Origin of the sequence: Fodinibius sp. (assembly GCF_034521915.1) — a bacterium.
Lineage (GTDB): Bacteria > Bacteroidota > Rhodothermia > Balneolales > Balneolaceae > Fodinibius.
The window spans coordinates 23,829-37,554 of sequence record NZ_JAXHLU010000006.1; the positions used below are offsets into that span (position 1 = coordinate 23,829).

A 13,726-nucleotide genomic window follows, 5' to 3' on the forward strand; every position below is an offset into this window, starting at 1 on the left:
ACAATGAAGTGTTATAATTACAGTATTACCGGATTAACTTTTAAGTAACAAGTAGATGAATATAGGAATTGTTTGTTATCCCACCTTCGGGGGAAGCGGAGTTGTTGCCACAGAATTGGCTAAGGGATTGGCCAAGCGCGATCACAATGTTCATATTTTAAGCTATGCGCGTCCCGCTCGTTTGGATACGTTTCGGACAAACATATCGTATCACGAAGTGAACATGAATACCTATCCGCTGTTTGAATATCCACCGTACGATCTGGCATTGGCAAACCAGATGGCGAGCCTCATTGAATACGAAAAGATTGATATCCTGCACGTTCATTACGCTATTCCGCATGCTACCAGCGCGTATTTGGCTAAGCAGATACTTGGAGAAAAGGCGGAACATGTACCATTGATTACCACGCTGCACGGGACCGACATCACGATTGTGGGAAGTGATCCGAGCTATAAGAATGTAGTCGATTTTTCGATCAATCAGAGTGATGGCGTTACGGCGGTATCGGAGTATCTTCGTGAAGAAACCTACGGACGTTTCGATATCAAAAAGGATATTAAGGTTATCCCTAATTTTATTGATCTGGACCGTTTTCAAAAATCTGATCAAACCCATTTTAAAAAGGCCATTTGCCCCAATGATGAAAAGGTAGTGGTACATGTTTCGAACTTTCGCGAAGTGAAACGCGTGCCGGAAGTTGTGAGTGTATTTGCTCGCATTTTGGAAAATGATATTAAGGCAAAGCTACTATTGGTTGGGGATGGACCCGATCGACAGCGCGCGGAGCAACGATGCCGCGAGCTAGGAATATGTGATCAGGTTCGCTTTTTGGGTAAACAAGATCAGGTAGAAGAAATTTTGTCCATTGCCGATCTGTTTCTGATTCCGTCCGGCTCGGAAACCTTTGGTCTGGCCGCCCTTGAAGCTATGAGCTGCAGTGTGCCGGTGATCAGTTCAAATATCGGGGGACTGCCCGAAGTAAATATCCATGGAGAAACTGGCTACCTTTGTGATTTGGATGATATCGATTGTATGGGCGATTACGCAGTTGAGATTTTGTCCGATGAGAATTTGCATGCAGAGCTAGCTCAAAATGCCAGAAAGCAGGCTGAAACATTTGAAATGAGTAAAATTATCAGCCAATACGAAGAATATTATCAGCAGTGTAAGAAAGAGATGAAGAAATCGAATAGTAGGGTATAAGGGAAGTGATCTATATAAAAAAATATACGGTTATCTCGTACCGATGCCTGCCTGCGCGTAGCCAATTAGTTAATAATAACATACTAATAGGTGCTTCGGCGAAGGCGGGCTCTGCGTCGCGACAAAATGATTTAGGAGAAATAAGCATTTGAAAATTTGTCTAAATCATTGATATGACCATGTCTGATTCTCCTTCCTTACGCGCCATTGGGTATATTATTTTCGGTGCGGCAATGGTTAGCTTTACATCAGTGTTGGTGGAGTTGGCCAATGTTGGACCAACGGTTTCTGCTTTTTACCGAATGCTTTTTGGTGGGATTATCCTGTTGGGAATCACGATCATTAAAAGTTATCGGTTGTGGTTTGGGATTAAGAGTTTAGCCATTCCGTTTGTTTGTGCCTTTTTGTTCAGCATGGATCTGTTTTTCTGGCACCGCAGCATTGATTTTGTGGGGCCGGGTCTGGCGACTATCCTGGGGAATATGCAGGTATTCTTTGTAGCACTGCTGGCCGTGATTTTCCTTAAAGAAAAGTTAGGCTGGAAGCTAATGGTTGCTATCCCTTTTGCCGTCGTGGGATTGTTTATGATCGTGCAAACAGGATGGGGAGAACGCGGAGGGGCCGTTGAGATGGGAGTACTTTACGGACTACTCACGGCATTTTCATATGCACTTTATATTCTTACGCTTCGGAAATCACAATCGGCGGGCTATAAGCTTCGCTTTTCATTAATTCCGAATATGATGTGGATTAGCCTGATGTCGGCAGCTATTCTGGGAATTACGGTTGTAATTGAACCTGGAGCTCATTTCTCCATCCCGGATCTACAGACCTGGGCAGCTTTAATTGGACTTGGAATTGTAGGACAGGTTCTCGGATGGGTTTTTATATCTAAAGGATTACCGCAGGTTAATGCTTCGGTGGCAGGATTGGCATTACTGCTTCAGCCGGCACTGGCATTTGGATGGGATATTCTTTTCTTCGACCGTTCCACAACAATACTCGAATATGTTGGTGCAGCTATTGTATTGGCGGCTATTTATTTAGGAGCAACAAAAACGAAGAAATAGTTATATATGCGGCATACTTTGGAGTTAGCTTTTCTTCATTTGCTTAAACTTGATGTGTGGAGCCGTTGTCCGGTTTTGATAGCCATGAATGGAAACCGCTATGAATAGTATTGCTGATACAACGAGAGCCGTAATAACAATCGATTGATGGACGCCCCAGTTTGCAACTGCTACGGCGGTCAATCCCCAGATGCCTACCAGCGCATATTCACGCATATTTCTACTTACAATCATAAATAAGTTAATCAGTCCCGCTGCAATAATCATAGTGATGGTCCAAGCAGGGTCGCTTATTCCCCAGCCTTCCCAGCCAATCTTGGTTAGATAGGCTGAGATATTTGCGATCACGGCTACGGTAATCCATCCGGAGTAAAAACAAAATGGCCACCAAAGCAGAACAATTTTAGGAAAGGGCGCATCCCAGCGTTCCATGTTGGTATTGACGACGATCTTCATCAGTGAAAACAATAGAATGGTTATCAGCAGAACGGATAACCCAATGTAGTCATGAACCCAGGCGATAATCCACAGGCTGTTTGCAATGCAGCTAATTACAAACCACCACCCTATTTGGAGGATAAAAGCATCATTATTTACTTTTTTGAAAAGTCCCTGAGCCTGATAGAAAACAAATCCTGTAAGCATCAGGTAGATAAATCCCCAGATAGAAAAAGCATAGCCGGCCGGTGTAAAGAGCGTTTGGTATTGAGAGGAGATATCCCCAACGGTTTGGCCGTTAATGAGTCCGGCATTGGCTGTATAATTGATCACGAGCACAATGAGAAAGCCAATAATATTGACAACTTGTAGTGTTTTCTTCATTACAGTAGTTGTACAGTTGGTAAAAATTTTAGGCTTTAAAAACCGGGTTGCCACTGAAGTAGTTTCGCAAATAAAAAACCCTGTCAGAGATCCAAAACTCTGACAGGGTTAGCGTCTAAACTGATTGACCTTGTTTTACGAAGCAGGTGCCAGTACTTTTGATACTTCTTCAGCTGCTTCTTTTAGAAGCACGGCAGAGATCACATTTAAGTCAGAGTTATCGATGATCTCTTTGGCTTCTTTGGCGTTAGTACCCTGCAGTCGCACAATGATGGGTACATCTTCCACCTTTTCGGCAATTTCAGGATCTTTGACGGCTTCAATAACACCGTTGGCTACGCGATCACAGCGGACAATTCCACCGAAGATGTTGATGAGAATAGCTTTGACATTCTTGTCTTCAAGGATAATCCGGAAGCCGTTTTTTACTGTTTCGACATTGGCACTACCGCCTACATCCAAAAAGTTGGCCGGTTCACCGCCGGAAAGTTTAATGATATCCATAGTAGCCATGGCAAGTCCGGCGCCGTTTACCATACAGCCGACATTACCATCGAGTTTAATGTAACTGAGTCCATACTCGGATGCTTCCAGCTCAACAGGATTTTCTTCTGATTTATCGCGCAGTTCTTCAATATCAGGATGACGGAAGAGTGCATTGTCGTCAAACGTCATCTTGGCATCGAGTGCCATAACATCGCCACTTGGAGTAAGAACAAGCGGGTTGATTTCAACCATATTGGCATCCGTTTCCAGATAGCAGTTGTACAGCGCCATGATAAACTTCACAGCTTTTTTAAAGGCATCGCCTTCCAGGCCGAGTGCAAAAGCTAAGTGTCGCGCTTGATTGTGCTGTAGATCCATGCCCGGTTCAACCCATTCCTTCACAATCTTTTCGGGCGTTTCTTCTGCTACTTTTTCGATCTCAACGCCACCTTCGGTAGAAACCATAATGACGTTTTTACTTTTTGCGCGATCGAGCAAAATACCGAGATAAAATTCCTGTTCAATGTCCACACCGTCGGTAACGTAGATACGCTGGACTTTTTGTCCCTCTTCACCGGTTTGTTTGGTGACCAAAACGTCGCCAAGCAGTGATTCGGCCGCATTGCGCACCTCATCAATTGTTTTACAGAGAATAACACCGCTTACATCGCTGTTTTTGGTTTTCCCTTTACCGCGCCCACCGGCATGAATTTGGGCCTTAACAACAAAAAGAGATGACCCATTTTCTTTCATCTCTTTAGCTGCTTTAACTGCTTCGTCAACCGAAGTGGTTGCTACGCCAGCCGGAACGGCAACATTGTAATCTTCTAAAATTTCTTTCGCCTGATACTCATGAATTTTCATAACAACAATCGTATAGTTAGTAATTACCTCAGTTTAGCTCGTCAAAAGTAGGATGTGATAGACATCCTTAAATACTGTATCAAAATTGAGCGATTAATATAACAAATGAATGGCAAGAATTTTAGGGCTTTGGATTTAAATATTTTTATTGCTAACTGATCTGTAGGATTAGAGATTTATAGGGTGGTGTATTCTTTATTAATTTTTATGATATTGAAATGATAAATTTCTCTTTTAACTTGAGAAAAGAAAATAAAAGCGAGTCAAATTTAAGGGCATCTAAACAAAATTATTATGGGAAAAATATCTAAAGCACTTTTAGCATCATTATTGATGATTGTCTTACCGGTTATGATAACATTTGGGCAGCAGATTGTTGATGAAGATGCAGAGCCCGAGAAAATTACTGATGGATATGAATTTACGGAAGGTCCGCTCTGGCATGATTCGGGATATTTGTTGTTTAGCGATATCCCGGCTAATACTGTTTATAAATGGGCGCCCGGCGAAGGGGCTGTTATATATTTAAAGCCCAGTGGACATTCTAATGGGCTTGCTTTTGATCAGGAAGGAAATCTATTACTGGCCCAGCATGATGGTTTGGTTTCAAGATTATCGGAAGATAAAAAACTTACCGTAGTTGCCGACCATTACAATGGCAAACGGCTGAACAGTCCAAATGATCTTACGATAAAATCAGACGGTTCTATCTATTTTACGGATCCTCCTTTTGGGGTTTCAGACGAAGAAAAGGAGTTGGATTTTAGTGGCGTCTATCGCTATTCAGAGGAGAATGGCCTGCAGCTATTGATTGATGATTTTGATCTGCCGAATGGTATTGTCTTTTCCCCGGATGAGTCCCGACTGTATGTAAATGATACTCGTCATAATCATATCCGCGTGTTTGATGTAAATGAAGATGGGTCATTAGGGAGTGGAAGAATATTTGCCGAAATGGAATCGGATGCTGAAGGTGCAGCAGATGGAATGAAAGTAGATACGGAGGGGAATATTTATTCCACAGGTCCCGGCGGGCTTTGGATTTTTTCTCCCGAAGGAAAATTGTTGCAACAAGTTAAAACTCCTGCTCGAATTACAAATTTGGCATGGGGTGGTTCTGAGGGAACCACGTTGTTTTTAACCGCACCTAATGCTGTTTACAAGCTTGAAACCAGTAAAACTGGAATGTGAAAAATATTACTCGATTGGTATTGTTTTGGTTCTTTGTCTTGCAGAAGTAACATGGGGATAATTTGTAAGTTTTTTTTACCCCAGAATTGCTCCTGCTCTTCCGGAACTCCCACAACAGTCCAATTTGATTTCACTCTGCTTTCCATGTTCGATAGATTAATAGTAATAGCTTGACGTGATAAATCAGCGAGGAAAGCATTAGATTTAAGGATTGTTACATTTCGAGCAAAATGCACATCCAGCTTACTTGGAACTAATTCATCGGTGATTGCAAAGCTAACAGGACTTGAATTTTCGCTACCAATTAAAAAAGTAGAGAAAAATAGTAAGAAACTGGACAGTAATGTTATTCGTATCATAACGCTGGTCTTTAGTTTGAAACTCATATCCATTTTTTGGGCGTTAACAGGATATAGGCTTTAGTATCTAAGAACTAAATTAAAGCCAGTTTAAAACGTTCATTATATCAATGTATATTATTGATATCGGTTTATTTCTAATTTACGCATGTTACTTCCATCCTTATGCATTATATAAATCTCCGATTTCCCACTGCGATCAGAACTAAACACAATCTCATCCCCATCGGGTGACCATGAGGCATAGTGATCTTTTCCGGGATGTACTGTTAATTGTTTTAAATCAGTTCCATCTGTTCTAATAGTAAAAATATCAAAGCTGCCAGAACGGTTCGAAGAAAATACCAGATGCTTGCCATCGGGCGACCATTGGGGACCTAAGTCAAAATGGTGATTGGTGGTAAGCTGTTTCGTATTTGATCCGTCGGCATCCATTACATATATGTCGAAATTTTCGCTACGGTTCGATGCAAATGCGATCTTGCTATCATCGGGCGACCAAATAGGATCAACCTCATAGGAATGAGGAGAGTAAGTGAGTCGGGTTTGATTTCGGCCATCGGGACGCATTTTATAGATTTCAAGATTACCATCTCGATCCGTTAGAAAAAGAATATGTCGCCCATCCGAGGAAAAGAACGGATATACATCGGTGTCTTCATTGTCGGTGAGTTTGCGAATGTGGTTACCCCTGTAATCGCGAAGATAAATCTCCATGTCTCCATCCTCACTCGAGTGATAGACCACATTCCGGCTGTCCGGCGACCATGAAGGCATATCAACATCACGAGCTGAATTTATGGGAAAATTCTTCTCTTGGTGGTTTTCATCTTTATACTTTAGATCGTAATAATGCTGACGCTCGCGCTCGGAAAAATAAGCTAACCTTTTTCCACTTGGAGCCCAGGAAGGGTAGTAATCATTAGCGGGATGATGGCTCATATTTTGAATTTCACCAGTAGTTAAATCAATCACATAAACATCAAAATTACCATTGATGGGCGAAGCGAAAGCAATTTCTTCGCCGGTGGGCGACCAGTAGGGATGGATGTTTCCTGCAGAGTCTGGTGTGGTTAGCTGAGCTACACTATATCCATTGATAAACAACAGTAAACTTGTAAATATGAGAAAGCGTTTCATTGCTCCCCCCTCATTTTGGATAACGGTTATAATAACATTACTAAAAAATGTTGTTTAAAGCATTAAAAGTTATGTGCACAATAAAATTATCTATTCAAAGTAGTAATAACTTGTCCAATATTATCAAAAGCTGAAATGTTGTGATCACTTAACCATTGTTTATCTTGATTGGGCTCGTGGCGTGATCGGATAAAGAATGGGGTGATATTCAGTTCAATAGCCGGTTTTAGATCGGTGATTTTATCTCCTGCCATATAAGATTTGTTGAAGTCGATGTCATGCTTGGCTGCAGCTTTTTTGAACATTCCCGTACCGGGTTTGCGATCTTCGGAGGCATACTCTTTGTCTGGATCATGTTCTGGATGGTGCGGGGCATAATACCAGTCATCAATATATAGATCCTGTTTTGCCAGTTTTTTATCAACCCAGCGATGCAGAGCTTGAACGTCTTGTTCGGAATAACGACCGCGGGCAATACCGGACTGGTTGGTAACCACAATTATTTTATACTGATGTTTTTGCATCCACTGTAAAGCCTTCATGGCTCCGTCACACCAAGTCCACTCTTCGGGCTTATGCACATAATTGTAATCCACATTTAAAGTGCCATCACGGTCAAGAAAAAAAGCTTTATTCATATCGATGTATCTGTTGCAGTTATTACGATAAAGTAAAATAAGAATTCGCTGCCGTTATTCGAGATAATTTGAATGAGGAAAGAGCGGAACAAATAAGCTGGTTTTGGATATGAATTCAAGCAAAGAAGTAAAATATCATTTAAAAGTTAGGCATGGAGTTTATTATGGAATTATTGAAAAATAAGTTCAAAGTATCTCGTTTTGTTACCATTGGGCTATCCATTGTAATGGCGGGTATTTTAACTATATCGTGTAGTGATCTGGGCTCGAATGTTGAAACGAGCAATACCGCCGATGGAAAAGCCCATATGAAGGTAAAACTCACTGATGCACCTGGTGATTATCAGCAGGTTAATATTGATGTACAAGGATTGCGAATTCATTATACGCCTGCAGAAAGCGATTCGGCGGAAAGTGATACTACTGAAAATAATGACGATGGAGAATGGATAGATTTACCGGTAGAGCCGATGAATATTAATTTATTAGAGCTGACAAATGGTGTAGATACGTTATTGGCTGAGGCCGATTTGGAACCGGGTCACTACAAAGAGCTTCGGTTGATTCTTGGTTCTGATAATACCGTTATGGTTGACAGTACTATTCACGATCTTAAAGTGCCCAGTGGACAACAATCAGGTTATAAAATAAAATTTCAGACTGATCTCGAAGCCGGTGAAGAAATTGAAGTTACCGTCGATTTTGATGCGGGGCGTTCGGTACACAAAGCAGGCAATAGTGGAATGTATATACTAAAGCCTGTTTTAAAAGCTTTTATGGAAGACGGTGAGGATGTTGAAGTAGGTTCAATTGCAGGAAGTGTGGAACCTTCAGAAGCAGCCCTCAATGTGTTTGCAATTATGGAAGACGACACCGCAGCTACTACCCAGACTGATGAGAATGGGAGCTTTCTACTGCAAGGGTTGGAAGATGGTCAATATGATGTAAGCTTTGAACCCACCAACGAGCAATATGCAGATACGACAATCACTGATGTAATGGTTGAAGAGGATGAGCAAACCGATTTGGGAACTATTACCCTGGAAGAAACCGAATAGAATAAAAGACAATTTATATTTTTTATAAGCCCGGCTGCCTGTTAGCGGTCGGGCTTTTTTGAGTGTATTCCTTTACGGCTATTTTGATTCGCAGATGAATCAAGTTGGATGAAATTTGTCCGGCTGTTAATAACGAACTATCTTCTTGCGTGGTATTGAGTTCGTATTAAGCATTGACTACATTCTTTTTACTTGCAAAAAAAACAAGGATCCGCGTTTGAATAGAATAAAAATAATGTCGGCCGAAGACTTAAATCGCACCTACCTGCGATTTGCCCATCAGTTTTTGGAGCCGCACGACGATCCCAGCCAGTTGGCCATTATCGGTATGCAAACCCGCGGCGTGCATATGGGGAAACGGATTTTGCAGCACATCAAAGAAAAATTTGAATATGATATCGATTTTGGAGTACTCGATGTCACTTTCTATCGGGACGATTTTCGTACCAAGCTGAAGATGCCCCAAGTTAGAGTAACAGAAATTCCATTCGATCTGTACGATCGCGATGTTGTGCTTGTGGACGATGTGCTTTACACCGGCCGAACGGTACGATCGGCGATGGATGCTTTGATGGATTACGGGCGTCCGCGCACAATCAAGTTTTGTTGTATGGTGGATCGGGGCCACCGCGAGCTACCCATTTGTGCGGATTATGTGGGGACAAAGTTACCCACCCACGTGCAGGAAGAGGTGCGCGTAAAAGTAAAAGCGTTTGATGACGAAGATGCTGTTTATGTAGTAGAAAATCCCGAGGAGGAATAATGACTGACGAACCGACACTGCAAAATAGCGATCACGAATTCACGCACAAGCATTTACTGGGGCTGGCAGACTATTCCAAAGAGGATATTCTGTTTGTCTTGGAGCAGGCCAAATATTTTCGTGAGATCTTGGATCGTCCCGTCCCAAAAGTACCCACGCTGCGTGACAAGACGATTGTGAATCTTTTTTACGAAGAAAGTACACGGACTAAGCTGTCTTTTGAGTTGGCACAAAAACGTATGGGTGCTGACGTGTTAAACTTTTCGAAAAGTTCGTCAAGTGTGAAGAAAGGGGAATCGCTAAAAGATACCATTCGAAATATCAGCTCCATGAAAATTGATATGGTGGTTTCCCGCCACGAAAGTCCCGGTGTGCCCCATTTTTTGACGCGCTGCGTAGATGCGGCCATCATAAATGCAGGTGACGGTGCCCATGAACATCCCACTCAGGCATTGCTCGATATGTTTACTATGCGGCAGGTATATCCCGATTTAACGAATAAAAATATTGCTATTATCGGAGATATTGCTCACAGCCGTGTCGTGCGATCCAACGTTATCGGATTGTTGAAGCTTGGAGCTAACGTTATAGTTTGCGGCCCCAAGACTATGATGCCGGCCTATGTTCATGAGCTGGGGGTCGAGGTATCCCACAATATTGATGACGTGCTGGGCTGGTGTGATATTGCAATGGCGTTGCGTATTCAATTAGAGAGACAGGAGGATGGGACTCAGCTTTTTCCCAGTATCCGGGAGTACCACAAGCTCTTTGGCATTACCATGAAGCATCTTGAAAAATATCCCGACTTTACGATCATGCATCCCGGACCGGTAAATCGCGGTGTGGAGATGGAGAGCGAAGTAGCTGATAGTGATCGCTCAATTATTTTGAGCCAGGTTACGAATGGTGTGGCCGTACGGATGGCTATTCTCTATTTATTAAGCGGCGGTTCAAGAGTATAACACCAATTCGTATATACGAATTGGGTTACGAGTGGTGGATGTTTACTCATTAAATCCTTTCCTGATCATTTTGCCCCAGCTTTTCTTCCCTTTAAAGAAGTCAATCAGTCCTTTGGTTTGCCACCACGAGTGGATTTGGCGATAGCCTAAATTTTCGAGGAAAGAATATAAACTTAAAATAGCCACATCTTTAAAACTACTGTAGGTTTTAAAAGCAATCTCTTCAGCTAGTACGGCAATTAGCGAGACGATCATTCCATAAATAAAAGAAACCGCTAAAAATAAAAGGATAAAGGTTAGATTAAAAAGGTTTGGCAGTGAAAGTACAATAATCAAATAGGCATAACCTAGCAGATTTACAATGGGACCAAGCAACTCAAAAAAGAGGAAAAAAGGCATTACGAACATCCCGATATGTTTGTAGGATGGATTGAATAACATATACTTGTGTCGCCACAGCGAATCCGCCAAGCCGCGGTGCCAGCGATTGCGCTGATTGCGTAAGCTTGTATAGTCAGTGGGGACTTCCGTCCAGCAGATAGGTTCCGGCAGAAATCGGATCTGATAGTCCTCATTGTTTCGCAGATGATAACTGTGCAGGCGTACAATCAGCTCGATGTCTTCGCCTACCGTATTGGTAAGATATCCCCCTACTTTGATAACAGCTTGACGGTCAAAAATTCCGAATGCTCCGGATACAATCAGCAGGCTTTTGAAATAATCCCATCCCACACGGCCAAATAAAAATGCCCGAATATATTCCACTGATTGCAGTCGGGCCCAGAAATTTTTGGGCACATGGATTTCTTTTATCTCTCTATTTTTGATTTTACAACCGTTGATAACCCGCACGACACCTCCCGCAGCAACGGTATTTTTATGTTCGATAAATGTTTGGATAAGTTTTTTAAGTACATTTTGCTCCAGAATAGAATCTGCATCAATAGAACAGATTAGCTCTGTTTCCGCAATATTGATGCCGGCATTAAGGGCATCCGCTTTACCTCCATTTTCCTTGTCTACAACAGTAATAAAGGGATTGTCCGGCGACCGATAGGTATTACGGATATGCTCGTGCTTAATTTGTTCTTCAAAATAAATATCGGTTTTCGTCAGGTTAAAATGATCGATAAGTTTTTGCAGCGTGCCATCGGTGCTTCCGTCGTTGACGATAATGATTTGGTATTCGGGATACTCCAATTTTAGCAGCGATTCTACCGACTCTATAATATTATCTGCTTCGTTGTAGGCGGGTACAAGGATGCTGATAGATTTGAAGAGTTCAGTTTTAAAAAGTGCATCTGCCTCAACAGACCTGCTATGTAACAGTTGTTTACGAACATAGATGAGTGCTCCAACTATTAACGCCAGGTAAACTGTATTGATAGTAAAAAAATAGCCTATGATAAACTGCTCAATAAAGTTGAATAACGAAAAGCTATCAAGCATAAGTTTTACTAAGTCGGTGATTTAAGGCAATTTTGATACCGGATGTAATGTCTAAAATTTTATCCAAATATGAATTAAGTTGATCATCGTAGTTACTTTTATCAATATTTTTAATTGACTGCAGAGTTTTTCTTACAAATGATATTAGTAGTGTAATACGATTGTTATCTCCAGTCATAAATTCGTAGATAATAGCTTTACGGATAGGAAATTCAACTTTAGATAGATGATCTAGTAGCAAAGTCATATTTTCTTTTCCTCCAAATGTGCTCAGTGTCTTTACCGCAGCTAACCTAATGGGGATGTTACTTCCTTTGCCACAATAGGTTTTTATCAGTTCAGATGCCTCAGTATAATGTAATTCACCAAGAGCAATAATAAGTCCTCGAATAAAAGAAGCTTTCTCGGGGCTGTAATGTATTCGTTTTAGATACTGATACAAAAACTTACTGCATTCATAAAATTTCTGGTACCCCATATATCGAACAATGACATTTTTGATATATGGATCTATTTTTTTTAGCAGTAAATCTTTAAGTGCTTCTCCGACTCGTTCCCGTTCCTCAGCTAAACCAGAATCGAATACATGAAGCAGTTCTGCGACCATAAGTTCAGAGGTATCCTTTCTTTTTAAAAAACGCAAAAGGGCACTTTTGCGTATTGTCCAGTCATCGGCCGATTGCAGTGCTTTGGTAGCAGCAAATGCCAATTTTAAGTTTTTTGACTTGCTTACCGTAATAAGCTTGGCTAGGATGCGACTCTCAAGGTGGGCTCTTTTTTGGAAGTAGATACAGGCGTATATTTTTGAATCGGTAGAAAATTGGAACAGCTTTTTCTGGTAAAAGGAAGCAAAGGTGGGATGTTTAATTAAGTCATTGAGTCGCTCGCGTTCGGTTCCATCCAGGATATCGTCAAGCTCATTAAGTAGCTTTATAAAAAATGAATAATCCTTTGTCCGTTTGCTTATTTTTTTGATGATTTCGTCAGCATTGAGCTTTGGGTCGGATTGTTCGGCATAGTCCAAAATTAGAGAAAAAAAATAATTCCTGAATTTTTGCTCATACCTTTCCCAGTACTGTTGTTTCTTTCGGGTCCAAAAAGTATAACCCAGTAGAAAAAAGAATAGGAGGGTCAGAAAAACAGTAAGTCCAATCAGTGATTGTAAGGCAATGTTGAAATCAAACATGCCACAATATACGTTCTAAGCGGCTTTTATCAATAATTTTCGAATACGGGCCGCAAACTCCTTGGGTTGAAAGGGTTTGGTTATGTATTCATCAGCAGTAAGGTCAAAGCCGTGTTCAATATCTTCGGATCGTGATTTGGCTGAAACCAAGACTACTTTAGTTTGCTCAAATTTTTGATCTCCCCGAACTTTTTTTAGGATTTCGAATCCATTCATGCCGGGTAGCATCAAATCTAAAATAATAAGCAGCGGAACATGTTCTTGGGCATATTCTAGTGCTTCAATTCCATTAGATTTACTTACAATCTCGTAATCGAACTCTTTAGAAACGAGTCTACTAATTAGCTTTCTGCTGAGGTCATCATCATCCACGATAAGAATTTTCTGTTTGGGTGTTGATGACTGTAAAGTTCCCGTACTTTTGTCTGCAGAACTGTTAGCAATTCCTGCTAATTTGCGATATGAACTTATTTTATTCATAACTGCCTCACTGTTTTGCCGTTGATACATTTTTTGTTTGTGGCAGTTTCA

Annotated in this window: 14 protein-coding genes; 6 read left to right on the forward strand and 8 right to left on the reverse strand. The window is 41.3% G+C overall.

Annotation, left to right across the window (positions count from 1 at the left end):
• The first annotated feature begins 55 nt into the window (after positions 1–55).
• Both bshA and U5J89_RS05590 read left to right on the forward strand, forming a co-directional pair.
• Positions 56–1,207: an N-acetyl-alpha-D-glucosaminyl L-malate synthase BshA gene (gene bshA / locus U5J89_RS05585; RefSeq protein ID WP_322574622.1), complete on the forward strand. Its 1,152-nt coding sequence runs from the start codon at positions 56–58 to the stop codon at positions 1,205–1,207.
• A gap of 179 nt (positions 1,208–1,386) precedes the next feature.
• Positions 1,387–2,277 (forward strand): DMT family transporter, encoded by an 891-nt coding sequence (locus tag U5J89_RS05590; protein WP_322574623.1) that lies wholly within the window; start codon positions 1,387–1,389, stop codon positions 2,275–2,277.
• A 24-nt stretch (positions 2,278–2,301) separates the two neighbouring features.
• Here the strand turns inward: U5J89_RS05590 and U5J89_RS05595 are convergent, their stop codons facing one another.
• Complete coding sequence (locus tag U5J89_RS05595) at positions 2,302–3,099, reverse strand: hypothetical protein (RefSeq protein WP_322574624.1); 798 nt, start codon at positions 3,097–3,099, stop codon at positions 2,302–2,304.
• 135 nt (positions 3,100–3,234) lie between these two features.
• Positions 3,235–4,449: an ADP-forming succinate--CoA ligase subunit beta gene (gene sucC, locus U5J89_RS05600; RefSeq protein ID WP_322574625.1), complete on the reverse strand. Its 1,215-nt coding sequence runs from the start codon at positions 4,447–4,449 to the stop codon at positions 3,235–3,237.
• Positions 4,450–4,743: 294 nt separating this feature from the next.
• Between sucC and U5J89_RS05605 the strand changes: the two genes are divergently transcribed.
• The gene (locus U5J89_RS05605; RefSeq protein ID WP_322574626.1) at positions 4,744–5,640 is read left to right on the forward strand and encodes an SMP-30/gluconolactonase/LRE family protein; all 897 of its coding nucleotides are present in this window, start codon (positions 4,744–4,746) and stop codon (positions 5,638–5,640) included.
• On the opposite strand, the gene U5J89_RS05610 is transcribed toward U5J89_RS05605, so the two are convergent.
• The 3 genes from U5J89_RS05610 to U5J89_RS05620 form a co-directional block, all read right to left on the reverse strand.
• Positions 5,607–5,999, reverse strand: a complete 393-nt coding sequence (locus U5J89_RS05610; protein ID WP_322574627.1) for a hypothetical protein — start codon at positions 5,997–5,999, stop codon at positions 5,607–5,609. The two genes, U5J89_RS05605 and U5J89_RS05610, sit on opposite strands and share 34 nt — an antisense overlap.
• Positions 6,000–6,116: 117 nt before the next feature.
• Positions 6,117–7,139 carry a hypothetical protein gene (locus U5J89_RS05615; protein ID WP_322574628.1) on the reverse strand — a complete coding sequence of 341 codons (1,023 nt, stop codon included), beginning with the start codon at positions 7,137–7,139 and terminating at the stop codon, positions 6,117–6,119.
• A gap of 86 nt (positions 7,140–7,225) precedes the next feature.
• Positions 7,226–7,777: an HAD family hydrolase gene (locus U5J89_RS05620; protein WP_322574629.1), complete on the reverse strand. Its 552-nt coding sequence runs from the start codon at positions 7,775–7,777 to the stop codon at positions 7,226–7,228.
• A 164-nt stretch (positions 7,778–7,941) separates the two neighbouring features.
• Between U5J89_RS05620 and U5J89_RS05625 the strand changes: the two genes are divergently transcribed.
• From U5J89_RS05625 to U5J89_RS05635, 3 genes are all read left to right on the forward strand, one after another.
• Positions 7,942–8,835, forward strand: a complete 894-nt coding sequence (locus U5J89_RS05625; protein ID WP_322574630.1) for a DUF4382 domain-containing protein — start codon at positions 7,942–7,944, stop codon at positions 8,833–8,835.
• A gap of 217 nt (positions 8,836–9,052) precedes the next feature.
• The gene (gene pyrR / locus U5J89_RS05630) at positions 9,053–9,598 is read left to right on the forward strand and encodes a bifunctional pyr operon transcriptional regulator/uracil phosphoribosyltransferase PyrR (RefSeq protein ID WP_322574631.1); all 546 of its coding nucleotides are present in this window, start codon (positions 9,053–9,055) and stop codon (positions 9,596–9,598) included.
• Positions 9,598–10,560, forward strand: a complete 963-nt coding sequence (locus U5J89_RS05635; protein ID WP_322574632.1) for an aspartate carbamoyltransferase catalytic subunit — start codon at positions 9,598–9,600, stop codon at positions 10,558–10,560. Before pyrR ends, U5J89_RS05635 begins: the two co-directional genes overlap by 1 nt.
• Positions 10,561–10,602: 42 nt before the next feature.
• Here the strand turns inward: U5J89_RS05635 and U5J89_RS05640 are convergent, their stop codons facing one another.
• From U5J89_RS05640 to U5J89_RS05650, 3 genes are read right to left on the reverse strand one after another with little or no spacing between them, the layout of a single operon-like run.
• Positions 10,603–12,009 carry a glycosyltransferase gene (locus U5J89_RS05640; protein ID WP_322574633.1) on the reverse strand — a complete coding sequence of 469 codons (1,407 nt, stop codon included), beginning with the start codon at positions 12,007–12,009 and terminating at the stop codon, positions 10,603–10,605.
• A complete protein-coding gene (locus tag U5J89_RS05645) occupies positions 12,002–13,195 on the reverse strand; it encodes a hypothetical protein (protein WP_322574634.1) in 1,194 nt (397 codons plus the stop codon). Before U5J89_RS05645 ends, U5J89_RS05640 begins: the two co-directional genes overlap by 8 nt.
• Before the next feature lie 15 nt (positions 13,196–13,210).
• Positions 13,211–13,675 (reverse strand): response regulator, encoded by a 465-nt coding sequence (locus tag U5J89_RS05650; protein WP_322574635.1) that lies wholly within the window; start codon positions 13,673–13,675, stop codon positions 13,211–13,213.
• Positions 13,676–13,726: the final 51 nt, after the last annotated feature.

Coding starts and splice junctions, on each gene's coding strand:
- bshA (WP_322574622.1), top strand. CDS start 56: ATGAATATAGGAATTGTTTGTTATCCCACCTTCGGGGGAAGCGGAGTT.
- U5J89_RS05590 (WP_322574623.1), top strand. CDS start 1,387: ATGTCTGATTCTCCTTCCTTACGCGCCATTGGGTATATTATTTTCGGT.
- U5J89_RS05595 (WP_322574624.1), bottom strand. CDS start 3,099: ATGAAGAAAACACTACAAGTTGTCAATATTATTGGCTTTCTCATTGTG.
- sucC (WP_322574625.1), bottom strand. CDS start 4,449: ATGAAAATTCATGAGTATCAGGCGAAAGAAATTTTAGAAGATTACAAT.
- U5J89_RS05605 (WP_322574626.1), top strand. CDS start 4,744: ATGGGAAAAATATCTAAAGCACTTTTAGCATCATTATTGATGATTGTC.
- U5J89_RS05610 (WP_322574627.1), bottom strand. CDS start 5,999: ATGATACGAATAACATTACTGTCCAGTTTCTTACTATTTTTCTCTACT.
- U5J89_RS05615 (WP_322574628.1), bottom strand. CDS start 7,139: ATGAAACGCTTTCTCATATTTACAAGTTTACTGTTGTTTATCAATGGA.
- U5J89_RS05620 (WP_322574629.1), bottom strand. CDS start 7,777: ATGAATAAAGCTTTTTTTCTTGACCGTGATGGCACTTTAAATGTGGAT.
- U5J89_RS05625 (WP_322574630.1), top strand. CDS start 7,942: ATGGAATTATTGAAAAATAAGTTCAAAGTATCTCGTTTTGTTACCATT.
- U5J89_RS05635 (WP_322574632.1), top strand. CDS start 9,598: ATGACTGACGAACCGACACTGCAAAATAGCGATCACGAATTCACGCAC.
- U5J89_RS05640 (WP_322574633.1), bottom strand. CDS start 12,009: ATGCTTGATAGCTTTTCGTTATTCAACTTTATTGAGCAGTTTATCATA.
- U5J89_RS05645 (WP_322574634.1), bottom strand. CDS start 13,195: ATGTTTGATTTCAACATTGCCTTACAATCACTGATTGGACTTACTGTT.
- U5J89_RS05650 (WP_322574635.1), bottom strand. CDS start 13,675: ATGAATAAAATAAGTTCATATCGCAAATTAGCAGGAATTGCTAACAGT.